Source organism: Carboxylicivirga sp. M1479 (genome assembly GCF_007097485.1).
Lineage (GTDB): Bacteria > Bacteroidota > Bacteroidia > Bacteroidales > Marinilabiliaceae > Carboxylicivirga.
The window spans coordinates 183,664-210,188 of the sequence record NZ_VKDE01000002.1 but is presented as its reverse complement, the minus strand read 5'-3'; the positions used below and the strand labels follow the sequence as shown (position 1 = coordinate 210,188).

The 26,525-nt window shown below is 37.5% G+C and carries 20 protein-coding genes and 1 riboswitch; of the genes, 5 read left to right on the top strand and 15 right to left on the bottom strand.

Annotated features, from left to right (window positions below):
• Positions 1-153 precede the first annotated feature (153 nt).
• On the top strand, positions 154-498 hold the full coding sequence (locus FNN09_RS02680) for a P-II family nitrogen regulator (protein WP_143299931.1): 345 nt from the start codon (positions 154-156) through the stop codon (positions 496-498).
• Between the two features lie 36 nt (positions 499-534).
• The gene (locus FNN09_RS02675; protein ID WP_143299930.1) at positions 535-1,725 is read left to right on the top strand and encodes an ammonium transporter; all 1,191 of its coding nucleotides are present in this window, start codon (positions 535-537) and stop codon (positions 1,723-1,725) included.
• Positions 1,726-1,869: 144 nt separating this feature from the next.
• Here the strand turns inward: FNN09_RS02675 and FNN09_RS02670 are convergent, their stop codons facing one another.
• Together FNN09_RS02670 and FNN09_RS02665 are read right to left on the bottom strand one after the other, a co-directional pair.
• Positions 1,870-3,240 (bottom strand): aspartate kinase, encoded by a 1,371-nt coding sequence (locus FNN09_RS02670; protein ID WP_143299929.1) that lies wholly within the window; start codon positions 3,238-3,240, stop codon positions 1,870-1,872.
• 147 nt (positions 3,241-3,387) lie between these two features.
• Positions 3,388-3,486, bottom strand: a riboswitch (SAM riboswitch).
• Between the two features lie 76 nt (positions 3,487-3,562).
• A complete protein-coding gene (locus FNN09_RS02665; protein WP_143299928.1) occupies positions 3,563-4,378 on the bottom strand; it encodes an NAD(P)H-binding protein in 816 nt (271 codons plus the stop codon).
• Positions 4,379-5,194: 816 nt separating this feature from the next.
• Between FNN09_RS02665 and hydF the strand changes: the two genes are divergently transcribed.
• Complete coding sequence (gene hydF, locus FNN09_RS02660) at positions 5,195-6,418, top strand: [FeFe] hydrogenase H-cluster maturation GTPase HydF (protein ID WP_143299927.1); 1,224 nt, start codon at positions 5,195-5,197, stop codon at positions 6,416-6,418.
• 92 nt (positions 6,419-6,510) lie between these two features.
• Complete coding sequence (locus tag FNN09_RS02655; RefSeq protein WP_143299926.1) at positions 6,511-8,982, top strand: AMP-binding protein; 2,472 nt, start codon at positions 6,511-6,513, stop codon at positions 8,980-8,982.
• Here the strand turns inward: FNN09_RS02655 and FNN09_RS02650 are convergent.
• From FNN09_RS02650 to FNN09_RS02610, 9 genes are all read right to left on the bottom strand, one after another.
• On the bottom strand, positions 8,979-10,520 hold the full coding sequence (locus tag FNN09_RS02650; RefSeq protein WP_143299925.1) for a PAS domain S-box protein: 1,542 nt from the start codon (positions 10,518-10,520) through the stop codon (positions 8,979-8,981). The genes FNN09_RS02655 and FNN09_RS02650 overlap by 4 nt on opposite strands.
• 93 nt (positions 10,521-10,613) lie before the next feature.
• Positions 10,614-11,213: a hypothetical protein gene (locus tag FNN09_RS02645; protein WP_143299924.1), complete on the bottom strand. Its 600-nt coding sequence runs from the start codon at positions 11,211-11,213 to the stop codon at positions 10,614-10,616.
• Positions 11,214-11,318: 105 nt separating this feature from the next.
• A complete protein-coding gene (locus FNN09_RS02640) occupies positions 11,319-12,761 on the bottom strand; it encodes a lyase family protein (RefSeq protein WP_143299923.1) in 1,443 nt (480 codons plus the stop codon).
• Positions 12,762-12,765: 4 nt separating this feature from the next.
• On the bottom strand, positions 12,766-13,929 hold the full coding sequence (locus FNN09_RS02635; protein WP_143299922.1) for a sigma-54 dependent transcriptional regulator: 1,164 nt from the start codon (positions 13,927-13,929) through the stop codon (positions 12,766-12,768).
• Positions 13,930-13,939: 10 nt separating this feature from the next.
• Positions 13,940-14,869 (bottom strand): phosphatase, encoded by a 930-nt coding sequence (locus FNN09_RS02630; protein WP_143299921.1) that lies wholly within the window; start codon positions 14,867-14,869, stop codon positions 13,940-13,942.
• Between the two features lie 163 nt (positions 14,870-15,032).
• A complete protein-coding gene (locus tag FNN09_RS02625) occupies positions 15,033-16,382 on the bottom strand; it encodes an ABC transporter permease (protein ID WP_143299920.1) in 1,350 nt (449 codons plus the stop codon).
• Positions 16,383-16,388: 6 nt separating this feature from the next.
• Positions 16,389-17,324, bottom strand: coding sequence for an ABC transporter ATP-binding protein (locus FNN09_RS02620; RefSeq protein WP_143299919.1), 936 nt, complete (start codon positions 17,322-17,324; stop codon positions 16,389-16,391).
• Positions 17,325-17,666: 342 nt separating this feature from the next.
• Entirely contained in the window at positions 17,667-18,107 is a 441-nt protein-coding gene (locus FNN09_RS02615) for a cytochrome B (RefSeq protein WP_143299918.1), read from the bottom strand.
• Between the two features lie 56 nt (positions 18,108-18,163).
• The gene (locus tag FNN09_RS02610; protein ID WP_185968828.1) at positions 18,164-19,063 is read right to left on the bottom strand and encodes a CHAD domain-containing protein; all 900 of its coding nucleotides are present in this window, start codon (positions 19,061-19,063) and stop codon (positions 18,164-18,166) included.
• Between the two features lie 107 nt (positions 19,064-19,170).
• Between FNN09_RS02610 and FNN09_RS02605 the strand changes: the two genes are divergently transcribed.
• A complete protein-coding gene (locus FNN09_RS02605) occupies positions 19,171-20,214 on the top strand; it encodes a hypothetical protein (RefSeq protein ID WP_143299916.1) in 1,044 nt (347 codons plus the stop codon).
• 103 nt (positions 20,215-20,317) lie between these two features.
• On the opposite strand, the gene FNN09_RS02600 is transcribed toward FNN09_RS02605, so the two are convergent.
• The 4 genes from FNN09_RS02600 to FNN09_RS02585 form a co-directional block, all read right to left on the bottom strand.
• Positions 20,318-20,665 (bottom strand): hypothetical protein, encoded by a 348-nt coding sequence (locus tag FNN09_RS02600; RefSeq protein WP_143299915.1) that lies wholly within the window; start codon positions 20,663-20,665, stop codon positions 20,318-20,320.
• A 135-nt stretch (positions 20,666-20,800) separates the two neighbouring features.
• Positions 20,801-24,025 carry a two-component regulator propeller domain-containing protein gene (locus FNN09_RS02595; RefSeq protein ID WP_185968827.1) on the bottom strand — a complete coding sequence of 1,075 codons (3,225 nt, stop codon included), beginning with the start codon at positions 24,023-24,025 and terminating at the stop codon, positions 20,801-20,803.
• Between the two features lie 117 nt (positions 24,026-24,142).
• A complete protein-coding gene (locus FNN09_RS02590) occupies positions 24,143-25,111 on the bottom strand; it encodes a hypothetical protein (RefSeq protein ID WP_143299913.1) in 969 nt (322 codons plus the stop codon).
• A gap of 2 nt (positions 25,112-25,113) precedes the next feature.
• On the bottom strand, positions 25,114-26,517 hold the full coding sequence (locus FNN09_RS02585) for a PKD domain-containing protein (protein WP_185968826.1): 1,404 nt from the start codon (positions 26,515-26,517) through the stop codon (positions 25,114-25,116).
• Between the last annotated feature and the right edge of the window lie 8 nt (positions 26,518-26,525).

Genomic DNA, 26,525 nt, shown 5'->3' with positions numbered 1-26,525 from the left:
TTTTAAACTTGTCTTAATTGACTTAAACCTTTATCGCCATTTAAGGCTGCTCTTATTTTTCATTTTATCAATTACAAGACACGGTAAGAACCAGTACAATTCTGTTGCTTTCGGTCTTTTCAAAAGAAATATTAACGACTAACAACAAACAAGATGAAGAAAATTGAAGCCATCATTCGGTTATCTCGATTTGAAGCAGTAAAAAAATCACTCGAAGAACAAGACATTACCTTTTTCTCTTACTGGGATGTAAGGGGCACTGGCGTAGCGCGCGAGGGTCACCTTTACCGTGGTACTGTTTACGACACCAGCATTATTGAAAGACGTATTTTATCAATAATTGTGCGTGACGAGAACATGGATAAAACTGTTGAAACCATCATTAATGCAGCCAAAACAGGCGAAATAGGCGATGGTAGAATCTTCGTTTCAGACATTGCAGACACCTATCGTATTCGCACTGGTGAATCGGGTCCTGAAACACTTTACGAGAAATAAAAAAATCGAATCGAAACCTTACAAAATTATAGTATTATGGACGCAAACAGTGCATTAGATATATTATGGGTCTTACTGGCCGGGATATTAGTTTTTTTTATGCAGGCCGGATTTGCCATGGTGGAAGCTGGCTTTACCAGAGCTAAAAACGTGGGCAACATTATCATGAAGAATTTCATGGACTTTTCTGTGGGATCAATTATGTTCTGGGTAATTGGTTATAGCATAATGTATGGAGGCGAAGGTGCTTTCTTTGGGGCATTTGACTTCTTCTACAACGACGGAACAGACTTACACAATTTATTCTTTCAAACAGTATTTGCAGCTACAGCAGCTACCATCGTGTCTGGTGCTATGGCAGAACGCACAAAGTTCAGCACATACCTTATTTTCTCACTCATCATTACTGTGGTTATTTACCCAATTTCAGGTCACTGGGTATGGGGCGGTGGTTGGTTAAGCGACCTTGGCTTCCACGATTTCGCTGGCTCAACTGTTGTACACTCGGTAGGTGGATGGGTTGCCCTTGCTGGAGCCTGGACGATTGGACCCAGAATTGGTAAGTACAATGGTAAAACAAATGCCATCCCAGGTCACAATATGGTTTTGGGTGCCTTAGGTGTTTTCATCTTATGGCTGGGCTGGTTCGGTTTTAACCCTGGATCGCAGTTAGCTATTAGTGGAGATAACGCCTATTCCGTTGCACTCATTGTTATAACAACCAACCTAGCGGCAGCAGCAGGAGCCGTTGTTACTATGTTCGTCACCTGGTTCCGCTATGGTAAACCAGACTTGTCGATGACATTAAACGGAGCCTTAGCTGGCCTAGTAGGCATAACAGCAGGATGCGACATTGTTTCACCAACAGGTGCTGTAGCGATCGGTGCTATCGCTGGCCTTATCGTTGTCTTCTCAATTGAATTTATCGACCAAAAACTAAAAATCGATGATCCCGTTGGTGCCATTTCGGTACACGGCGTATGCGGTGCAGCAGGAACATTGCTTGTTGGCTTCTTCGCTACCGATGGTGGCGTATTCTATGGTGGAGGATTTTCATTATTAGGAACACAGACAATTGGCATTTTAGCCATTGGAGCCTGGGCATTCATACTTGGCTTGATCCTGTTTAAAACCTTAAAAGCTACTATGGGATTACGCGTTTCGGAACAGGAAGAGCGTGAAGGACTAGATATTCATGAACACGGACAAAGTTCGTACAACTACTAAAAACATAAACTCTGTGCGGTGATGAAAATTCCATCGCATAAGGGCTAAGATTAAATGTTGCGTTGTTTTATTTTATATTGAAAAGTAATGGCCTGCATAAACGTTTTGCAGGCCATTCTTCTTTGTTTATTCTTATGCTTTAAATCAACTAAAAAACTCTTCATGAATGGCTTCGATGGCAGCATTTCGATCTTTGTTCGACACCATAAAATAACTTGCCACCGCCGATGCTCCAGAAACAATCATCTCCACATTGATAGAACGCTTAGCCAAAGACATGAACAAACGCCCCGATACACCAGGAGCATCTAACAAACCTTCGCCAACAACAGCAATCGTCGACATTTGCTCACTAGCAATCAACTCTGTGATAGAAGATAGTTCTAATTCTTCCACAATCTTATAGGCCCGTCTGATATCCTTTTCGGCCAATAATAAATTAATAACGATTTGCGAAGTAATAACAGATTTAATATTTATGCCCGCCTTATCGAGCGCCACCGTTACTTTAGCAAGAACCCCTTTTTTAACACCAACTCCCGCTCCGCGTAATTTTAAAATGCAAAAATCATCGCTATAGGTAACGCTTTTAATAATGCATTCACTAACTGTTTCCTTACCATGCACCACCGTCCTTGGCTTCACACTATCGGTAAAAGCATCAATATTTCCAATGTGAATTGGAATACCCACCTCTTTTAAAGGCTCCACTGTTCGAGGATGAAGAATGCTAGCGCCAAAATAGGATAATTCAGCTGCTTCGGCATAGGACAGATGCGTTACACGTTGGGGCGTTTTCACCAATTTTGGATCAGCACTCAAAAAGCCATCAACATCCTTCCACACATCTAAAGACTCCGCATCCAAGCAACGCGCCAAGGCTGCGGCAGAATAATCACTTCCTCCCCTGCCTAATAAGGTAATTTTCCCTTGCTCTGATACTCCGTAAAAACCAGGTACCACATATATTTTATTACCAGCCAGACGCTTTTGAACATTTGGTGTTGATATATCAAAATTAACCGTGGCATTACCAAATTCACCATCAGTAACCAAAGGCATCTGCTCAGGCAAAACCTCTTCGGCATCTATGCTCTTGCTTTGCAAAATAGATGTCAGCACCAGTGAACTTAAACGCTCGCCATAACTTAAAATAACATCACCCACAAAATCGGGAACATCACCAATGTAATGAATACCGGTTAGATACCTATTTAATTCTTTTATGCGTGATTGAACGGCGCATAAGGTTTTATCCTGCCATTCTTTATCTTCAAAGTTCTCAAGAATCGCCTCTTTTTTTAATTCTTTAAGAAAATGACCTAATTTCTCAATATTGGATTCTTCCTCTTGCACTGCTTCCATGGACTTAATCAGATGATTCGTAATACCGTAAAAAGCAGATACAACAATAACCATTGGTCGGTCATATGTCTTGATCACACGTACTAGCTTTTGGATATCTTCCTTTTTCTTAAGGTTGGAGCCTCCGAACTTGGCAACAATTTTTTTCATTATATGATATAAATAGGTATTGGCTTACCGCCGTTAGTAAACAGATTAACTAACTGAACTATGTCAGCATTGAATTTTTGGTGTAAAAAAAGCTATGCCCGACAGGGCATTCGAAAGTAAAATAATTGCATCATTTGTGTTTGTTTAAATTCATCAACTTCCCTTGGGAATCAGGTTTTGGCACCTGCCATTTTGGTGGTTGCCAGAGGTTCACAGAGCCTGTCTCTCCCCTCTTCTTTATAAACTCAAACATCTGTCACAGTTGACAGAGCTGCTGCAAACTTAGTTTATTGCTAATTAACTTCCAAACAAATGTATTTTATCATTTTCTGCTCCACAGCAAATCGTTGCGTAACATATCCATTAAATCAGCATGTATAAAATCAATGCCCAATAATGTCTTCGCCTTTTGATTAGAGATAAGCTTACTCGGCTCCACCCCTTTAATAAAAGTAGGAAGCTCCGTTCCATTCAACTCTGCAGCAAGAGAATAAAACGCTTCTTTAGTGGGATGTGTATCGGCAACACCATTTAAAACTTGGGGATAACACTCTAATTCCAAAACCCTATCAACCATTTGTATACAATCTTCTAAATGAATGAGGTTGATGGACTGCTGAGATTCATTAACGGGCTTATCACCTTTAAAAAATCTTCCAGGATATCGAGCACCCCCCACCAAACCTCCAAACCGAATCACTACTGTCTGAAAGCTTGCATTTTGAAATGCCCTTTCTATATCTAAAAGAGCATTCTCTCCGTCGGGTATTAATTCAGTTGCATCTTCAGTCACTTCCGAATCTTTAGCCTTATAAACCGATGTTGAGCTAATGAAAATAACCTTTTCTACTTTCGCTCTCTCAATGGATTTAATCAGAGGTTTATAGTTATTCACATTTCGCATTAGTTTGCTAGGAGGAACATTAACTAAAATAACCTTGGCATTAAAAAAGTCAGTATCAAAGCCATCATCTTCCGCGATATTAATCAAATAAGGTTTGATACCGTCTTGCTCCAGTTGAATCAATTTCTCCTCCGATGTAGTAGAACCGTTCACATGCCATCCCTTCTCACGAAGAAACACAGCCAAAGGCATCCCAAACCATCCACATCCCAAAATACTGATTGACTTTTTCATCTGCTTAAATTTATTTTCTATTGCCACATGGAACTCACTATTTTCGTCGTTCCATTGTGTGAGAAACCATTCTACTGGCTCGTTTCATAATAGGAAATAAATAACAACCCCAACTTCTTGAAACGACTATCATCCAAACAATTAATCACAGAACACACTTTATTTTGTGGACAACAAAGTTATTGAAATTTAACAATTTAGCTGATGAATTGCGCAAAGAATTTGTACAAGCCACGGTTGGACCTAAATTAGCTGATCAGACCAAGAAAAATGGCTAGAAACATTAGATTCAAGGTGCCAGATAGTAAGATCAAACCATCCTATTCACCTTTTATTTAGCTCAATATAGATATCGAAAACACTACTATATCAACTACAATCAAAAACATATACAAAAAGATTTTCCTGAATATTGCGACTGGTATTTCACCAAATAAAAAAAAGGCTCACGAATGAGCCTTTTCAGGTTAATTATCTAAGGGTTAAAATGGATTCATTTTAACACAATTGATTCGTCTAAAAAAAAGGACTGCGGGTATTTTTTGTATTCGCTTATACCTTTAGTCTATTATGAAAGTTCTTACAAAACCACAGTCCTTACTAAACCCATGAGAAACTATTCACTTACGCCAATAGCTAAATACGCTTTCGTATTCATTTAGTAAGACACTTTTATATGCTTTTAGGGTGACAGAATATCACTTATTTTTAAAGCTATATTTACACCACCCACCTAAGTGTCTATCACACTGCCATTAGCACCTGTGATAAATTGGTTTTTTTCCTTTAAATTTGTACCCTGTTTAAAATGATAAAATGGGCAAAGAAAGAACACCACACATTGGTATTTTCGGAAAGCGTAATAATGGAAAAAGTTCACTCATTAACTGTTTAGCTAAGCAGGAAATAGCTATTGTTTCTGATTTTGCAGGTACAACTACTGATCCTGTCAAAAAATCGTTTGAAATTTCTGGATTTGGGCCCGTTGTTCTTATCGATACAGCTGGGATTGATGATGTCGGTGAGTTGGGCAAAAAAAGGATTAAGAAAACTCGCGAGGCTATTAAACTAGTCGATTTAGCTGTTTTAGTAGTCGTTAATAACCAATGGGGAGATGATGAACAGAACTTGCTTAATGATTTTAACAAATTCGATACCCCGTTTTTAGTTGTTCATAACAAAACGGATGTGGTGCCGATGTTAATAAAATGGCAAGAAGCCTGTATGCAACTTGGTGCGTCAGCCGTACTCCCTTTTAGTGCTCTTGAATCGAATGCGGACGCTCTTGTTAGTGCGATAAAAAACGCCATACCAGAATCAGCCTTTACCACGCCATCTTTAGTAGGCGATTTAATCAGTTACGGCGATATTGTTCTACTAATAACCCCTATTGATATAGAGGCCCCTGAAGGACGAATGATTTTGCCGCAGGTACAAGCAATTCGCGATATTCTGGATAACGATGCTATTTGTGTTGTTTTAAAAGAACGTGAAGTAGATGTCTTTTTACGAAAAACAAAGATCAAACCAGCCTTGGCCATTACCGATAGTCAAATATTTTTAAAAGCTGACGCCTCTGTCCCAAAGGACATTCCATTAACCAGCTTTAGTATTCTATTGGCACATTTTAAAGGCGATTTTGAAAGCTATTTAAATGGAAGCTCTAAAATTGATACCTTGACAGATGGCGACCGAATACTAATGCTAGAGTCTTGCTCACACCATGTTGCCTGCGATGATATTGGCCGTGTGAAAATACCTCGATGGATAGCGTCTTATACGGGTAAACAACTGAATTTTGATGTCGTAGCTGGACTCGATAAAGTGGAAAGGCCAATTGAAGACTATGCGCTCGTTATTCAATGTGGAGGATGCATGATTACGCGCAAACAATTATTAAACCGATTGGGACCAGCAAAAGCCAATAATGTAGCCATTACTAATTATGGTATGGCTATTGCTTATGTGCAGGGAATTTATCAAAGAGCTATTCAGCCATTTGTGAGAACTGAAGAAGTATCAACACCCGATTATCTGTAGTGATGCTGATGAAGCAAAGTGTGAATGGTCATGCTTAAATTCGAAAAATTACTTAGGTTTGTCACAAGGAAAACAATGCAAAGGAGAAAGATATGATTTATAATGGAGGAGAAAAGACAGCTATTTCGTGCGGTAATGTTAAAGTGAGTTATAATTCACTGATGCAGAAAATTGCGACTTATGCGAACCTACTTTCGGAAAACAAAGTACAGCGGATGGCTATCTTCTCTGAAAATCAGGTAGGATGGGTATATTCTTTTTATGCTGGTTGGTATAATGATGCAACCATTGTTCCTATTGATTTTATGTCTTCAGAAGATGAAGTTGCCTACATTTTAAAAGACTGTTTCCCTGAAGTTGTTTTCACTTCTCAGGAAAAGAAAGAGTTGTTAGAAAGTGCAGTTCTAAAGGCTGGTATCGACACCAAAATTTACGTAATAGAAGACTGTAATCAATTACCTACTTCTGGCATTGATAATTTAGGTGAAATTAAAACAGAAGAAGAAAAGACAGCAGTAATTATATATACATCTGGTACTACAGGTAGCCCTAAAGGTGTTATGCTATCATACCAGAACCTAATGGCTAATGTTGATGCTGTGTCTAATCACATCAATATTTATACAAAGGATTGTGTTGTTATGATGCTCTTACCGATGCATCATATTTTTCCTCTAATGGGTACAATGATCGCGCCCTTATTTGTTGGTGGTACCATAGCTGTTTCTCCATCAATGGCCTCCGAAGATATAATTAAAACATTGCAGGATAATAAAGTATCCATTGTAATTGGTGTACCAAGACTTTACTCTGCAATACGAAAAGGCATTCGAACGAAAATTGATGCAAGCAAAATTGCTTCGGCCTTGTTTAAATTAGCTAAAGCCATTAATTCTAAAGGCTTTTCGCGCACCATATTTAAATCAGTTCATCAAAAATTTGGTGGAGCAGTAGAGTTTATGGTCTGTGGCGGCGCTGCCTTAGACCCTGAAGTGGGCGGCGATTATCAAACACTCGGTTTTGAAGTGCTTGAGGGTTTTGGAATGACAGAGGCTGCACCAATGATTACATTTACGCGACCTGGACGAGTTCGTATTGGCAGTCCTGGTGAAGTATTGCCTAATGCAACGGTAGAAATTCGCGATGATGAAGTGGTTGTGAAAGGACCTAATGTGATGCAGGGTTACTTCAATAGACCTGATGAAACTGCCGATGTTCTTAAAGATGGTTGGTTGTATACCGGTGATTTAGGACGCTTAGATGATGATGGCTACCTATATATAACTGGACGACGAAAAGAAATCATCGTCATGTCAAATGGTAAAAATATTAACCCATCAGAGGTAGAGGCCAAAATTGAAAATAATGCAGCTTGTGTTGCAGATATTGGTGTTTATGCCGATAAAGATCAGTTAAAAGCCATTATTGTTCCAAATCGAGCTGATGTTGCTGGCTTGTCATCTGAGCAAGTTCTGGAGAAGTTGCGTTGGGAGGTTGTAGATGTTTACAATCAGTCGGTTTCAGCCTATAAAAAAATTATGGAGTTTTCGGTGACAGATATGGAGTTGCCGCGAACACGCTTGGGTAAGTTACAGCGATTTAAATTGGTGGAGTTTGCTGCACAAAAGGATCAAGCCGAAGAGTTAGCTGAAGAGGTTAAGTTGGAAGAGTATAAGATCGTAGCCGATTTTATTGCTAGTGAAAAAAACTGCAACGTTCGTCCAAAGGATCATATTGAATATGATCTGGCAATGGATTCCTTAGATAAGGTTGGGCTTTTAGTGTTTATTCAATCAACCTTTGGTATTGAGATGGAAGTTGATCAATTGATTGGTTTTTCTTCAATTCTTGACTTGAGCGAATACATTGCTGATAAGCGCACTAAAATGTCAGTTGAGAAAATTAACTGGTCGAAGATATTGAAAGAAAAAGTAGTGTTACAATTGCCAAAAACCTGGTTCACTGGTGCTGTATTTTTAAAAATATCAAAATTTTTCTTTCATTTATATTTCAGGTTTAGAGGAACAGGAGCAAATAATATTCCTGATGGAGCCTGTATTATAGCGCCTAATCATCAGAGTTATTTCGATGGTCTATTTGTGGCTTCATGGTTAAAAAACAAGAGTATTCGTAATACCTACTTTTATGCCAAAGAGAAGCATATTAAGTCGCGATTCTTGAAGTACTTTGCCAATCGCCACCATATTATCATCATGGATTTAAATAAGGATTTGAAAGAATCTATCCAAAAAATGGGTGAAGCTTTAAAGAAAAAGAAAAAGCTGATTATCTTTCCAGAGGGAACTCGTTCTTTCGATGGTAATATGGGTGAATTTAAAAAGACATTTGCCATCCTTAGTCGTGAGTTAAATGTGCCAATTGTTCCAGTGTCGATTAAAGGTGCGATTAATGCATTGCCTCGTGGAGCTAAGTTTCCACGGCCTTTTAAAAAGGTAAGTGTTGAATTTTTAAAACCCGTATATCCAAGTGGAGAAACTTACGAGCACCTTACTGAATTGGTTTATGATAGTATTTCACTTAACCAGAGTGTTGTGAAGAGTTAGTCTTGTGGTAATTGAATAGTGAACTCAGATCCTAGTCCTTCAGTAGATTGGACTGTAATTTCACCATGCATTAAATCAACGTATTTTTTACTTATCGAAAGTCCCAAACCAGTGCCACTATAAACATCACGTTTGTTAGTGGCCTGAAGAAATCGATCAAATACTTTATTAATAAAGCTACTTGGAATGCCAATGCCGGTGTCTTTAACTGATATTGAAATATGGTTATTCTCCACTATTAGTGATGTCGATATTGTTCCGTTTTCTGTAAACTTTATAGCGTTACTAATAAGGTTAGTTAGTATCTGTTTTATTTTAGCTTCATCGCCAATTATGAAAACTTCTTGATCGGGAATCTCAATCTTCAATTCAGAATTTTGTTTGAGTGCAGTAGGTGTGAAGAATGTTTGTAGCTCTTTAATAAGTTTGCTCAGGCTAAAATGCTGCTTGACTAAGTGTATTTGTCCTGTTTCAATTCTTGATATTTCTAATACATCATTAATGATTTTAAGCAGTTGATGACCACTGCTAATTATCACATCTAAATGTTTGCTTTTATTACTATCATTAGCACTTTCTGCTTTCATCAATTCTGAAAAGCCTATTATTCCATTCATAGGCGTACGTATTTCATGGCTCATGTTTGCCAAAAATGCCGATTTCAAACGATCACTTTCCTCTGCTTGCTCTTTTGCTTTTAATAACTTTTTATTGGTTCTTTTGAGAGCTTCTTCTGCTTTTTTACGTTCTCTCAAGTCCCGTATAATAGCTAGATAATAATTCGAATGAGGTCGTTTTGAATTCATTTCCACAGGGATGCTAGATCCATCCTTCCCCATGAGGTTTCTTTCTATCAATACCGATTCACCTTTGTTAATCAAGTCAAATCGCAGGGGTTTATTCTTAATTTCGTTTGGTGCAAATATGTACTTTATGTGTTTTTTTATAATTTCTTCCTTGGTAAAACCAGTCATGTTTAAAAAGGCATTGTTCACTTCAATTATTTCGCCTTTTAGGTTACCAAGCAAAATGCCGTCGCCCGCATTCTCTACTACCTCTCTGTACTTCTCTTCACTGTCTATAAGTGCTTTTTGAGCATTTTTATATTCTGTTATGTCTCTTACCGAAGTTATACGAACGTTTTTATTTTTATAAATGTAGTTGCGCCCCTGTATCTCAACGATTAAGATAGAGCCATCTTTACGTTTTCCGATAGCTTCGTATTTTCCACTGAACTCCTCTCTTATTTTAGTTTTTACCAATTCTTTTGATTCATCAGCAAAAACTTCAGTAGCAAACATGCCAATTACCTCCTCGTGGCTATAACCAAAAAGCTCATATCCACTCTTGTTGGCTTCAACGCAAGTGCCATTTTCTGTTATAAAAATACCTTCATTAGCAGCCTCAGATAAGGCTCTAAAGCGCTCTTCGCTGTCGATTAACTCTTGATTAAAATCTTCGGGAATTTGTTGAGCAAGTTTATCTTCCAACTCTTTAATGCGTTGTTCAAGTTGCCGATATGATGGTTTTTTACTCATTGTGACTAAACTAATAAAATGGTTTAATCAATGTAATAAAAATGAATCACAAATCATTGAATTGTTGATAGATTGTAAGTAATCTGTGACGAATTACGTTAATAAAAAATCAATTTCATCACTCAAGGGACCTAAACGCTCTTTTGTAGAAATCCAATGTCCCTTTTCGATAAGGTGCTTTTTTAGTAATAGAAAGTAAGTGAATGGAAACTCATCCTTTTGCCACTTTTGCTCATAATTGAGTAGGCCTTCTTTTTTAATAAGAATATCTAAGCGATGCACTACGACATAATAAAAATCGAGTAAATTCAGGGCAGTGTCGAGAACTAATTTGCCTGTTGACTCATCAAAAAAGTCTTCGTAACGAATTATTTTTATTCTAACCAATAGCCCATCTTCAGTGGATAACACCCACTTAATGCCACCTTCTTCTTCATACCAGTCCACCCAACTAATATTATCCTCTCCCCAAATGTGAGATGGTTCAAATACCAGATTTATCATTCCTTTTAATAAATCGATTAATGGATTGGTATTGTTGTGTAGGTGAAATTCAACAATTTGATCTTGGGTTGATATAGTACCTTTAACCTGACCTACAGCGCTTAGGTCATACGAAAAATTAAAAGGACGTTTCAATTCCGATGTATCATCAAACGATTGATTTTTGTCCTCTGTAGAGAAAGGTATCACAGTATTTTGGGGTATTTAAGTTGGTGTTTGAATAATAATTGTGTTAAATATATAAAAGATGTTTGAAATATTGGCATCGATATGTCCTTTTTTAGTCCTGAACTTTTAAGTAAAGTCCTTTAAACTATACCCTTGCTGTATTAATGATTCTGGCTTCATCAGTTTGTTAAGCCTGGCATCATCAATTATTTTGAGCTTTTGATTTGCTTCAAATATGCTCAATTCAGCTTTCTTCATTAAGGCAGCCAACTCAGCAGACTTATGGTAACCTATGTATGGCGTTAGTGCAGTGGTTACCGATGGATTAAAGTAAACAGCATTAACAGTGTTATTGCTGGCTTTAATTTGAAGGTCGATAATTAAGTTCTTGCGCAGGGTATTGTTACACGCAATAAGGAGCTTTAAAGTATTAAGCAGTGCATGACCAATACTTGGCAGATAGGCATTAAGCTCAAGGCAGCCCTGCCCGCATAAAGATGAAATTAACTGATCATTGGCATATATTTTTTGCACGGCACTGATCACAAACTCAGGAATAACAGGATTTATTTTACCAGGCATGATTGAACTACCAACTTGCCTTTGAGGTATGCTCAGCTCGCGATTATTAAATAAATCAGAGCCTAGCAAGCGCAGGTCGTTAACCATTTTTTCCAGGTTAACGGCGTGGGCTTTAAGTGTTGCGTGCACTTCCACAAAACGGTCAAGGTTGGAAGTAGCATCGCTCATGTTTTCACTGCGAGCTACCGGAAGTCCTGTTAGTTGTTGTAGCTCATTAACCACTTGCATGATAAAAAATCGTGGAATGCTTAAACCCGTTCCAATTGCTCCCCCACCTAAATTTACTTCTTTAATTCGTTCAAAGCATTTGCTTACGCGCCACCAATCTCTTGAAAGCGCATTATTGTAGGTGCTAAAAAGTTTGTCGTAGGTGCTGGGAGTGGCAGCTTGCATTTGAGTGTAGGCCTGACGTATAGCATTACGATGTTCCCCTTCTTTAATTTCTACCTGCTGACGTAAGTCATTAATAGACTCTTCCAGTTCGTATAATAGTTGCATGGCAGCAACAGTTAAAGCTGTAGGAATTATATCATTGGTTGATTGAAAAACATTTGCTTGTTCAAAAGGATCAATGATTGAATAATCACCTAGAGTTTGTTTTAGTTTTAAAAGTGAGGCATTCGTAATTATCTCATTAACATTCATATTAATGGATGTTCCGGCACCTCCCTGTATAGCTGGCGTAATAAAATGTTGAAAGTGATCTCCCTTGGCCACTTGTTCTGCACTCGCAATTAAGGATTGTATAATAGTATCATCAAAAAAATCGATTGGTAACTCATTTGGCTGATACTTTTGCGAGGCAGCCCTTTTGAATTTACTATAGGTAATATAACACGCTAGTTTGGTGTATCCGATTGCTTTGTACCATTCCTTAGAGAATGGCGTATTATCAGGGAAGTTTTCAACAGCACGAACCGAATGAACACCATAAAGTGCATCATCTGGTATGTTTACTTCTCCTAAAAAATCACTTTCAACTCTCATAAATCTAATTCATAGGACGAGCGTATGAGGCCACGTCGTCTTTAGTAATGATTTCCTGACCTAAAATAATTAAACGCTCAATTACATTGCGGAACTCACGTATGTTACCAGTCCAATTAATGGCTTTTAATTCTTCAATAGCATCATCTGAAAATGTTTTGATTGGCATTCCCAACTCATCGCAAATAAGGTTACGAAAATGCTCTGTGAGCATTGGAATGTCCTCTTTACGATCGTTAAGTGCGGGTACATGAATAAGAATAACACTTAAACGATGGTATAAATCTTCTCTGAAATTGGTGTTGGCAATTTCATCTTTCAGGCTTTTGTTGGTTGCAGCTAATACTCTTACATCAACTTTAATGTCTTTGTCACTACCTACTCTGCTAACAATATTTTCTTGTAGAGCTCGCAATACTTTGGCCTGTGCAGGAAGACTCATGTCACCAATTTCATCAAGGAAAATAGTGCCACCATTGGCTTGTTCAAACTTACCTTTGCGCTGTTTATGAGCTGAAGTAAAGGCGCCTTTTTCGTGACCAAATAGTTCACTTTCGATGAGTTCCGACGGTATGGCAGCACAATTGACTTCGATAAATGGCTGACCAGCTCGGTTGCTCTTCTCATGCAGCCAACGGGCAACTAATTCTTTTCCAGTACCATTTTCGCCAGTGATTAATACGCGTGCATCGGTAGGAGCCACCTTATCAATCATGTCTTTAACCTTGCTTATTGGCTCCGATTCGCCAATCATATCGTAGGTTTTGCTCACTTTTCGTTTTAGCACCTTTGTTTCGGTTACCAAGTCTTTCTTTTCAATGGCATTTCTAATGGTAACCAGCATGCGGTTCAAATCCAGCGGCTTCTCGATGAAATCATAAGCACCTTTTTTTATTGCTTCAACAGCCGTATCAATGTTTCCATGCCCAGATATCATAATTACTGGAGTGTCAACATTTGTAGCGTGAATTTTGTCCAATACCTCCATGCCATCCATGTTAGGCATTTTAATATCGCAAAGTACCACATCGTACTTGTTGTTCTTATATTGCTCAAGGCCTAGTTCGCCATCTTCGGCAAGGTCTACAGTGTGGTTTTCGTATTCAAGAATGTCTTTGAGTGTATTGCGTATGCTTCTTTGATCGTCGATTACTAGTATCTTTGCCATGTTTAGTGAGTTATAGTTGGTTATTTAAAATCTGTAGGATGGTACCTTCTTTTAGTGCGAAGCCACACTGCCAAATTTCTTCGATTTGAAATTCATCAACGATGAAGTTAATAAAAATACTTGCCAGAACAATCATTTCAACCCTATGTAAATCCATCCGTTGCATGTTTCTGCGTTCCTCAATGCTTGAAGAAAGAAATTTTTGATGCATCTCTTTTGCATAAGCCAAAGGTATGTGATAGGTCGTTACTTTTTTCATATCCAGGAAAGGATGATGCTTGGCAGCTATCATATTTGAAATGGTGTCAAATGAGCCCGATGATCCTATTAATGTTGTGGTTGGATATTTCTCAAGTGCTTTATAAAGTAGGTCTAGCTCAGTTTTAATGTATGATTCAACTTCTCTAATTTCTTTTTGTGAAATAGGGTCAGTTGGGTTAAATCGGTCTAATAAGCGGGCCATTCCCAAATCAAAGCTGTGTTTCCAAAGTACGCCATTTTTGTTAGCGATGATAAACTCGTTTGATCCTCCGCCTATATCCAAAATCATGACACGCTCATCGCCAATTGGCACCACTTGCTTAACGCCATCGAAAATAAGTTCAGCTTCTTTTTGTCCGTCAATTACGTTAATATCTAAATCGAGTTCATTCTTTACACGTTTTACAAATTCACTACCATTGGAAGCACTACGAATGGCGGCAGTAGCCATGCATAATATTTTATCCACCTGATAGGGTTCAATCGTATTTAAATGTGTTTTTAAGGCCTCAATGCCCCTATCCATTGCTTCGGGAAGTATTTTTTTATCATTGATACCTCCTTTACCCAATTTAGCTGGGTACTTTTCTTCACGTAGTATCTTATATGTGTTATCAAACTGTTCGGCAATTAACAGGTTGAAAGTGTTGGTACCCAAATCAATGATGGCTGTTCTCATATAGTGTAATTAAATTAGGAGCTCAAAAATACATAAAACAAGTTGTTTCTAATAAACAGAGGCTGCTTCGAATAAATGAAACAGCCTCGTTTGATGTTTGTTTTGCTTGCAAGAAGTAATTTTTTACCACTCACATTCTATAAATTGCTTGAATATAGATGTTTTATTTTCCTGAGAAACGGAACCATTTCCATAATTCTTTATAGCTTACTTTTTTACCATACATCAGAATACCAGTTCGGTAGATGCGGCCTGCAAACCAAGTTGTAAATACAAAGCTGGCAATAAGTATGAATAATGATAAAGCGATTTGCCAAACAGGCGGCTGAAATGGTATACGTGCCATCATTACCACTGGCGATGTAAATGGTATCATAGAAAACCAAAAAGCCAAATCGCCTGCTGGGTTACGAAATGCTGCCATTGCCACATATATGGAGAGGATTAAAGGCATCATTACAGGCATTACAAATTGCTGGCTGTCAGCTTCGTTGTCTAGGGCAGCACCCAAAGCGGCAAATAAGCTGGCATAAAGTAGGTAACCACCCAAGAAGTAAAGCAGGAATAAAAATAGACTTGAAATAAGATCCAATGATAAGGCGCCATCAATGACTTTATTGAACTCAATGGCCATATCTGACATTTGCTCAGCGTCAACCGCTTGTTCGTTCATGGAGTTAACCATGTTTATTTGGTTGGCATCAACCGAGTCGGCTACGTTGCCTCCAAAAACGCTATAGAGCACCGCTACAATACTTAGTGTAAGGATAATCCAAAGCATAAATTGTGTGATAGCCACTAAAGCAATTCCAATGATTTTCCCCATCATTAACTGAAAAGGCTTAACCGAAGAAATAATAACTTCAACTATTCGATTTGTTTTTTCTTCCATCACACCACGCATTACCTGCATGCCGTAAACTAATACAAACATATATACCATCATTGCAAAAACAATGGCAGCAATCATTGCTAAAAAGGTAGAGCTTTCTTTTTCAGAACCATCCTCCGAAAGTTTAATAGTCTTTAGCTTAACGTTTACGTCATTTATGTCTGAAATAATCGCATCTAAACCATCAATTTTGTAACTGTTAAGTTTTTCGTTTTCCAGATGTTTCTCCAGGCTTCTTGAAATATGTTCTTTAACGTCAATGGTTATTTGTGTGTCGGAATAAATCTTTGCTGCATCAGGCTTTTCTAATAAATCATTTTCAATTACCAGGTAAGCCTCAAATCCGTTATCCCGATATTCATCTGCAATAGTGGTTGCTTCTTGGTCGTTTAGCCAACTAAATTTCAGATATTCGGTGCTTGAAATTCGGTTGGTGTATTTACCAGTATGATCAACCACGGCAATCTTTTTGGCATCGGTATCTTCCATGGAAGCAAACCAACCAGGTAAAACCATCATGGCAGCAAAGAGCAATGGACCAATAATGGTCATTACAATAAAGCTCTTTTTTCTTACGCGTGTTAAATATTCGCGCTGTATGATTAATGAAATTTTACTCATGGCAGATTATTTTTGGGTTTTAGATAGGTTGCTTTGTTCAACAACTTTAATAAAGATGTCATTCATTGTTGGCAATACTTCTTGTAATCCAAGTATTTGAACATCATTAATAACATTGCCAATTAGTTGGTTAACCGTTGCGTTGTTTTGCATTTTCACGTAAGCAACCTGGTGGCTGTTAATGCTGCTAATGCTGTCGATATGAAAGTCAGTTGTCAACTTTTCTTTAATGATGTTTCCATCGCCTGCAAACTCAAGCTTTATGAGATTGTCTTTGTAGCTTTGCCTGATGTCATCAATTTGTCCGTTGAGTATTGTTTGTGATTGATTGATGAGTGTAATGTGGTCGCATAGTTCTTCAACCGATCCCATGTTATGTGTTGAAAACAAAATGGTCGCACCGTTTTCTTTTAGCCTTAAAATTTCCTGTTTTAAAATATTGGCATTTATGGGGTCAAATCCACTAAAAGGCTCATCGAAAATTAATAGTTTAGGTTCGTGCAGCACAGTGACTACAAACTGTATTTTCTGTTGCATACCCTTGGATAACTCTTCAACTTTTTTATCCCACCAAGGTTGAATTTCAAATTTTTCGAACCAGTATTTAAGTTTTTGTAGAGCATCATGCCTTGATAGTCCTTTCATGCGAGCCAAGTAAAGTGCTTGCTCTCCCACTTTCATCTTTTTGTATAAACCACGTTCTTCGGGCAGATAGCCAATGCGATGTACATCATCTGACTGCAAGGGGCGACCATTAAAAATTATCTCGCCAGAATCAGGGCCAGTAATTTGGTTGATGATACGTATTAGTGTTGTTTTTCCAGCTCCATTAGGACCAAGCAGACCATAGATACTGTTTTCAGGCACTTGTAAATTAACGTTATTAAGTGCAAGGTGGTTAGCGTACTTCTTAACCACCTGTTTTGCTTCAAGAAACATCATAGGTTAGTAGTTGATTTTTATTGTGCAGTGAAGATAAGACTTTTAGATAAAGGATAAAATACAGCTGCACTGAAAATCATGGATGATGTCCTACCTCAACTTAAGTAAGAGACTAAGGTGGAAGTTTTAGGTATTTGAATTATTTAGCAAATTCAGTTTTTGGACTTAATATGTGAGATAGTAAATTGTTGCAATTTGCATAATTGACAGCTTAGTAATGGCAAGTTTACAGGTATTATTATACACAAACTGTTCAACAATTTAGACCAAACTCTTCCATGAGCTATCAGTCTAAACCTGTCTTTTTAGTAGTATGTGAGAATCTAAATAGCCATTACGGGCCTAGAACCAACCCGCACCTAACTGTTCTCTAAATGGCCATGGAATGGAGATAATTATTAATACGAATGCCATTATGTGGTTTAAGAATAGTTGTTTGTGAGTTTTGTAGTTGCTATAAGGTTTTGCCTTAAGTGAGCTTATGAGAATTAAAATGGCTGCAAAAATCATTAATACCGGATGTTCAACAGTAAAAAAACGTAAAATGGTACTCTTCATTGTTTCAACAGAAAAAAGAACTTTGCTACTCATGAAGAATAGACCAAGTCCAACGGCAGTTTGAATTAGCAGTAATACCACATTGGTTCTTATGAGCCAATTGTGCTTATTGCTGTATTTTCTCTGACGAAGCCAACCCATAAGGCTTTGGCCGATTACCATTACTAAGGTAATTAATACTAAATATCTGAAACCGCTATGGGCATGTAATAGTCCGTTGTACATATGCTTCTTGTTTTAAAATTAAGAAACAGTATGATAGGCTAATTGTTCGCATGATTTTATTCGCGACTAATTAACCAATACGAAGTGATACGTTTTACGAATGATTTTGTGTCTTCGGTAAAAAGTTTACCAAGTAGCGGCCATAGCTCACGATGAATGTGCTCCCTTTCTTGAGTGAAATCAGCCGTTAAGCTCGTTTTGTCCTCATTAGAAATAATTCTACTTGGGAGTTCGTTAATAGCATTAATGGCTTCCGCTCTATTATGGTCGTCGCCTAATAAATCAGAGGCTCTTTTAAGGGAAGTAGAATAAGTGGTAAAAAAATCAGGCCAAACCTCTCTAATCAAATTCATCTGATTGAGTAGATATTTCACTCTTTTTCGTAGTTCATGCAATGGCTGATCGCCCAGTTTTAGTTGGGTTTTGGTCATTTTATTCAAACACTGGCTATAAGCATTCGTTACACCTTGTCTGATAGTATGAGGGCCAAGAAAGTCAAAAGGATAACTTTGAACATCCTTGATTGCCAATTCCATTTGATCTTTGAGGGTTTCGAGCGTTTGCTCATTTACTAAGCGCTTTAGTTCTATTTCTTTCTCGCCATTGAGGTGACTCATCAATTGGATAAATTGACTCTCTGGTATTTGTAATTCTTCGGCTTCAAATATATCAGCTAAATAGGAAATGATAACGTGATAATCACGTAGTTTTGATATCTGACGTGCTAAATCACGATAGCGCATATTTTCGCTTTGGTACAACTCTTCACCAATATCCCAACGTACTAATCGAAGAACCGCTCTTATTCTTTTCAGTGCTTTCCTAATTTGGTGTACAGTCGAATCAATATTTAGTGGTATAGTTATTTGGTCTATAATGAAAGCATACTGCTCTATTAGCACTCTCGTTAAACCTTCTTTTAATTCTTCCTCATTGTCAATTGCATATCTATACATAAGCATGTGTTTTGATACTTCAAACTACGTATTAATATTTTCAATATCAAGGTGATTTTCATGTGCTCTGTTTTTTTTATACATTATGGTTCTAACAACCAAATGATATGACTCTTAATCGGCTTGTAATCACAGTAGTTTTGTTTGCTTTTTATTGTTCTCAGGTTTCTGCGCAAGAGAAAGCAACAGCTGTTTGTCCATCTTTATTTGATGGCGATGATGTTTTGCCAATAAGCTTGCATTTTGATATAACGACGCATTTACGCAAAAAAAGTGAAGATTATAAACCAGGTAAAATTGTTTTTTATTTTGATGATGAAGATTCGATTATGGTGGATGTGAGGTGTCGTGCCAGAGGTAACTATCGCAAAGAAAAATGTTTTTTTGCTCCTTTAATTCTTAATTTTAAACCTGATACATTATTCACGACTGATGGGCCATTAACAAAGGTTAAGATGGTGACCCATTGTGTAAATTCTCGACAATATACGGAGTATGTGCTCGAGGAGTATTTGATTTATAAATTATGGGAGCTTATTAGTCCTTATGCATTCCGTACGAAATTATTAGATATTAATTACGTCGATACAGGTAAAAAAGGTAAGAATTTGCAGGCTAAAGGCTTCTTAATTGAGCCCATGTACATGATGGCTTATCGAACGAATACCATTGAGGTGGATGGTGAGTATTTTAAAGATCATGAAATTAACACAATGGATGCAGATCGAATGGCATTTTTTTGCTACATGATAGGGAATACCGATTGGCGCATCAAGAGTGGTCATAATGTCAAGTTTATTAAGCGGTTTGGACATCGTCGAGAAGAGGTTACCTCGATACCCTACGATTTTGACCATGCTGGTTTGGTTAATACATCTTACGCAATGCCTGCTGAATGGGCGTCTGTTGGGTCGGTAACTGAGCGCCAATACATTGGCCGCTGTCGTAGCAATGATGATAATTACCATACTCTGATTGATGAGTATTTGGCTGTCGAAGAAAGTATTTATGAAACAATATTAAATTTTGAAGAGTTGGATTTAAAGCAGCGAAAGCAAATATATAAGTACATAACTTCTTTTTACAAAGAGCTACACAGGCCTAAGTCTTTTATTCGTATGTTGCATCAAGAATGCATGGAGAGTTATTGAAACAATAAATAAACGTAAGTGCGAGCTAAGCAGCTCTTTTTTCTTTCACAAAATCTATATGAATGAAAGGTTTTTTGTAAGAAAGTGATTAGTCAACCATTTATTAACCTACAAAACCCATCATATTTTGCTTCATAAAAATCCGATACGTGAGTTCATCTATCTGCTTAAAAGGTAATATTGCTAACTCATCTTTTGTTAGATGCTGTTCGAAAGGCATTACAATCTCATCAATTGAATTTGTGTAGGATGGATACATTCTTCTTAGTCGCTCACATATGCGACGTACTAAGTCAATTTTAACATTGTTTTCTTCGTTTGGTGTAGCAATTTGAGCTAAGCTATGTCTTACTGTGTTTAAAACATCAATTCGTTGCTCCCTTTCTGATTCAATATCGCTCCAAACGACAATTGCTTTTTGAACAAGACTGTTGATTAGTGGATTTCTCATACTAAATTGGTTAGTGGTTCTCTACTTATTAATTGCAAAAATCGAGAAACGTAACACATTTTAGATCCAAAACAGCACTAAAACACACCATAAAAGCTAGTAGACAGCACCTTACACTATTTACCATAACTTAAATTAGAGTCTTATTCCCATAAACAAAACATCATCAATCTGTTCCAAATCACCTCGCCACTGTTCAAAATTATTATCTACTAATTCAAGCTGTTCATTTCCAGCTTTATCTTGCATTTCAACAATCAAATTCTCTACACCAGCCTTCATAAACTTCTTACCATATGGACCTCCAAACTGATCGGGGTAACCATCGGAGAACATATAGATTGTATCACCCTTATTACAGCTATATTCTACATTTACAAATGGACTTAGTTGCTCTTCATAATTATCTCCGATACTTCGTCGGCTTCCTTTATACACCGACATTTCATCGTTAATAATCATATAAACCGGACGTTTAGCTGATGCAACGCGTATTTCCCTAGTCGGGATGTGTACTTCTAATACTGAGATATCCATACCATCCATACTTTCATTTCCTTCGTTCTTCTGAAGTAGCTTCTTCACTTCTTCATCCAAACGCTCAAGCATAGCGGCTGGAGAATCTATTTCGGGTAAGCGAAAAATATCGTTTAAAATGGTGGTTCCAATCATTGACATAAAAGCACCTGGAACACCATGCCCAGTACAATCAGCACAACAGGCTATGAAATAATCTTTGGAATGGTTAAACCAATAAAAATCGCCACTTACAATGTCACGAGGCTTGAAGTAAACAAACGAATTAGGAAAGACATTCATTAAATCATCCATCGCAGGCAATATGGATGATTGTATTTTTTTTGCATAATTAATACTGTCGGTAATGTCTCGATTTTTACGCTCAATCTCAGCTTTCTGCTCCCTCAACACAACAGTCTGTGATGCCACTTCATTTTGTAGCTGTTGCTTTTGCTTTATTAATAGTCGCTCGCGATACTTCATTATCAGGTAAACGCAAACTACAAAAAGAACTACCATCAACACAATAAACCAAACTGATAAATAAACAGGCTTATCAATTGAAACACTTATTGTTTTTTGCAAACTCGTTTCTATTCCGTCGGCATTAAAAGCTCTGATACGAATTTTATAATCGCCATAGCCTAGGTAATCAATCTCTTTTCGATTAACATTTCCTAAATCCGACCATTTTTGAGTTGTATTATCATCCCCCGCCTTATCAATTCTTACCTGATAACTAACATCCTCTGGTTTTTTAAAACTAATAGCCCTAAAATCAAAACTCAATTTATAATGTTTCTTACCATAAGGGTATTTCAGTTGCAAGCGCTTCGTTACTGGAATTTCCTCATCATCTAAATGCATTGTAAGTACATTTAAAATTGGCGCCACAGTATTGGGTCTATCATTTTCAGGAAGGTAGTTGACCACCCCCTTGTCTGAAGCAAACCACAAACCACCGGTAGCATCTTGCCTTATCTGGTAAAAAGAGCTACCCAATTTTTCGTTATGGCCATATATTTTAACCTTATCGTTCTTAAGGGCATCATTGGCAACATCAATTCGCGATAATCCACCATCGTGACAAACCCATAGTCTATTTTTGATATCGCTATGGATGGCATAACAAAAATCTTTTTTCAACCCATCTGCAGTGGTAAATTGCTGCGTAACCACATCATCGACATACGACATAACACCTTCTCCTTTGGTGCTAATCCATAGATTTCCATCATCATCTTCGGTCATGTCTGTTACGTCAACCGCCCGATTATCTTTTAATGGGTGTCGTTCTATTCTATTTTGAACTGGATTGATTTTACAAAGCCCTCCGTCTTTAGGGCCCACCCATATATTCGTTTTCGAATCGACATAAACAAAATTGATGTTGTTATGAGATAATCCATCTTTAATCTCGTAATTTTTTATGGCTCCTTTTTGGGTATCAATAATAAATAAACCTCTTTGTGTAGCTAAAAACAGCTCGTCTTTGACACCTGTGATGCCATTAATACAAAGTGCTAACTTATCGTTGTAATAGTTCTTTTTTCGGAATGTTTCTGAGTTCTTAGTCCTGAAATACAAACCACTTTTAGCAGTAGCCATCCATAATGTTTCATTCTCATCTTTATAATAATCGACTATCTCATCGTTGGGTATGCCTCCGTATTGATCATCATAATAACGTATATCAAAACACAAAGGGTCGGTTAGCATCATGCCTCGATCAAGCCCAACCCAAAGGTTTTCACCATCTTTATAAACCGAAGAAGCTTTATAATGAAATCCTATTTCATCAAGATTATAAAAAACAAAGTACTGATTTACCAAAAGTGATACACCGCCACCCTTTGTTCCAAACCAGTAATTTCCCTCTCTATCGCACAAAATATCTTGTACATCATTATTACTTAATCCGTTATTGTTTGAGTATTTAAAGGAGTCGTTAAATTGCCCAACAACTGGATCATAAATTAAACGCACAACACCACTTCCGAGGGTCGATATTAGCAAATGACCTTCTGTTTCTTCATAAATATCAGTTACACTTTCCGATTCAATATCAAATTTCTGACACAAAGTATGATCAGAAACATGCTCAGCCCCAACACCATCTACCTGATCGATAAACTCATAAAAACCTTTTCCACGCGTGCCAATCCAATAGTTATTACTTCTGTTGCTTTTATTAATGGTATTAATCCAGGTGTGAGGAATATCTGGCACTTTTGTAATTTCGACTGAAGAATAAGTTGCATCGAATTGAAAAACAAAAAGCCCCTGACGTGCGGTTCCTATCAAAAATCGATTGTTGGACAGACATTGAAAGGAAGTATAGTTTTTACGACCATATATTTTTCGATCGAAAAAAGTAGTGACTACTCCCTTTGTATCGATTCGTATCAAACCCCTTTTTTGGTCAATAGCCCATATATTGCCATGCTCATCGTCGGCAATAGCTGAAATCAATTGAGAAGATCCTTCTACAGCAATTTTATGAAACTCATCGTCTTCACGATAGGTAATCAGGCCATTTTTATGACCGATCCATAGGCGATCTTTTTTATCGAAATGCAAACAATTGATATAATTATGAGCCAAAGAATCTGCAACAGTATAAACCACATATTCAATCCCATCGTATCGGATTAAGCCCTCGTCTGTGGCCATCCAGATATAATCGTTTTTATCCTGTGTAAGTGCAATAATATCGTTATCGGCTAGCCCTTCAGAAGTATTGTATACCTTAAAGTCGAAAGACTGTGCAAAACTTGCGCTTGAAAAAGATAAACAAAGGGACAAAACCCAAAAGAAGGTACGTATTTTAATTTGCTGCATAGTTTGTTCTTTATTAATCATCGTAATTATCGGGCAAACGATTAATTACTCTTAATTACTACTATGCACCATCCTGTACACAGTCAATTAGTCCACCAGAGTACTATCATGATTCTCTTATAGTTCCTCCGAAGCTGGCTTACCTTTGTATTTAGGCACGCCACCAATTGGCACACTATACGATTTCATAAGTTCGCCATATTGGTTTTCGAAATATATAACCACATTATTGTTTCGAATACTACCAGATGGATGCTTGCGCATTTGAATATCCAATGATGTATTATATTCCTCAGGTTTAATGTTGTATAAACTGGTGGCCCACTCGTTATCTTTAGATATCTTCATCATTTGACCAGCTGTGGCCACTGAACGTACAATAATCCAACCGTCATTATCCCAATCAAAATTGGTTTGCTTGATGGATACGATGCTTGAGTCATTGATGTAAGGATAAATATGCGACATCTCGCGCGGATTATCGTGAAGCCTGACAGTGTACTTGTAATAATACGCATAACCTCCTTCAACTTCATCCTCAGCCTCACTTTTTGTACTCATAAACAGCTGATACATATTCCCATCGTCGCCAGCAACGCCTTCGACGATTATTTTAAACACATGCCCACCCTCTTCAGGTAAAAACTCCCCCTCCGATGGATTGATAGGACCAAATGTGTACCATTTTTGATCGTACTCGGGCTCGTTTGAAAAAGTTTGAGAGGCTAAAAGCGTTCCTTCATCGTAATTACCGTCCAGGTTTAACTTTTTGGCATCATCACTTGAGCAACTTCCCTGTCCACCATAAATACTAAACGAAGTTTCTGTATTCCATTCGCCCTGCATCTCATCATTTTCGCCACCACAATCGGGGTCGTAAACTTTGATATAGATAGGAGCAGTATGTGATTTTGGTACTGTAAAGAAAATAATTTGACAGAAGTTGGCATCGCCCCATGATGTTTCCGCTTCGGCTCCAAAAGTAATCAGGTTTGGTATATTTTCATCTCCACCAGGCACTGGCTGAGCCTTGCTCAACACCCCAACCAACAATAACAAAAAAGATAGCTTAAGTAGTTTGGTCATAATTATTCGCTTACGTTAATTTCTTTATATGTACACATTTTATTGTGTGGATCATCCATACTAATGGTTCCGCACTTGACAATGTGTTTTCCTTTTGTTCGAAAGATATACTCAATTGTTTCACCTTTTTGCTTCGATCCATCAGGAAGTTCCCAATAATAACCATTTGGCACGAACTCTCCAAAGTTTGATGAGCTGGCATCAAGACGTATTCTATCTCCCACTTTTACCTCATCGGGCACATTAATATACACCTGTATTTTTTTTGCTACAGTTTGGTAAAAGTCATTCAATACAAAAAGCTCAACATTTTCTACAGTATCAACCAATACAGATTGCACATGGTATTCGCCTTCAGCTTTGTATTTATGAATAACGGTATCTCCTTCTGCCTGATGGCCATCGCCAAAGCGCCAAACATATTTTAATGGCCCATCTCCTTTACCATTCATTTGATCGTAAAAGCGATAGGTAAAAGTATTCTCTTTTTGTTTATCGGCGGTATGAAATACAGGAAACAGATACTCAAATTCTAATATATCACTACTCCCATAACGATCAGATGCAAAATAACCACGCTGACCATCGGCATAAATGTAACAACTATATTCATTGGCTTCTGTGTTTATTTGTTCATCCATAGCTATTGGTCGTTCCCAACCAGATTCAGTTCTCTCGGTATAAAAAATATCGAAGCCCCCTTGTCCGCCAAGACTGTCTGAAGCAAAATAAAGCTTGCCACTTGGATGATAAAAAGGAAACAACTCATGCCCACCAGTATTTAAAACATCACCTAGGTTAACAGCTTCTCCCCAACTATCACCTTGTCGTTCAGAAAAATATAAGTCATAACCACCATAACCACCCTCTTTATCTGAAGTAAAGAACATTTTCTGGCCGTCTGGAGATAGTGTTGGATGTCCAACGTTAAAACTACGACGAGAATTAAAGGGCAAACTCTTAGCTCGTTTAAATCCGTTTTCCTTAGCTTTCCCTACATATATTCCTCGGAAATCTACAGTCCCTTTCTTTAACTCTTTTTTATCTTTTATGTGCGATTCTGTAAAATAAATTTCGTTGCTATCGGGATAAAATACAATCGAAGACGTATTAAGGTCAGAGAAGTAATTGGGCATAAATTGCACAGGTTCTTCCCAAGTGGAATCAGCAGCTTGATAAACAGAGAATAGATTAAGCATATTCTCCTTATCCTGATCGACTCCTTTAATTCCAAATTTCACATTCTTATTGGAACGAAAATACAATAGTGAATCCTGCACAAAAGGAGCCATTTCGTCATTATGCTTTTCATTAAAAGAAAGCGTTTTAACACTAAGACCTTGTGCCTTTAATGCAGAAAAACTTGATATGAATATCAGACCTAGAACTACAAATAACTGCTTCATCATAATCG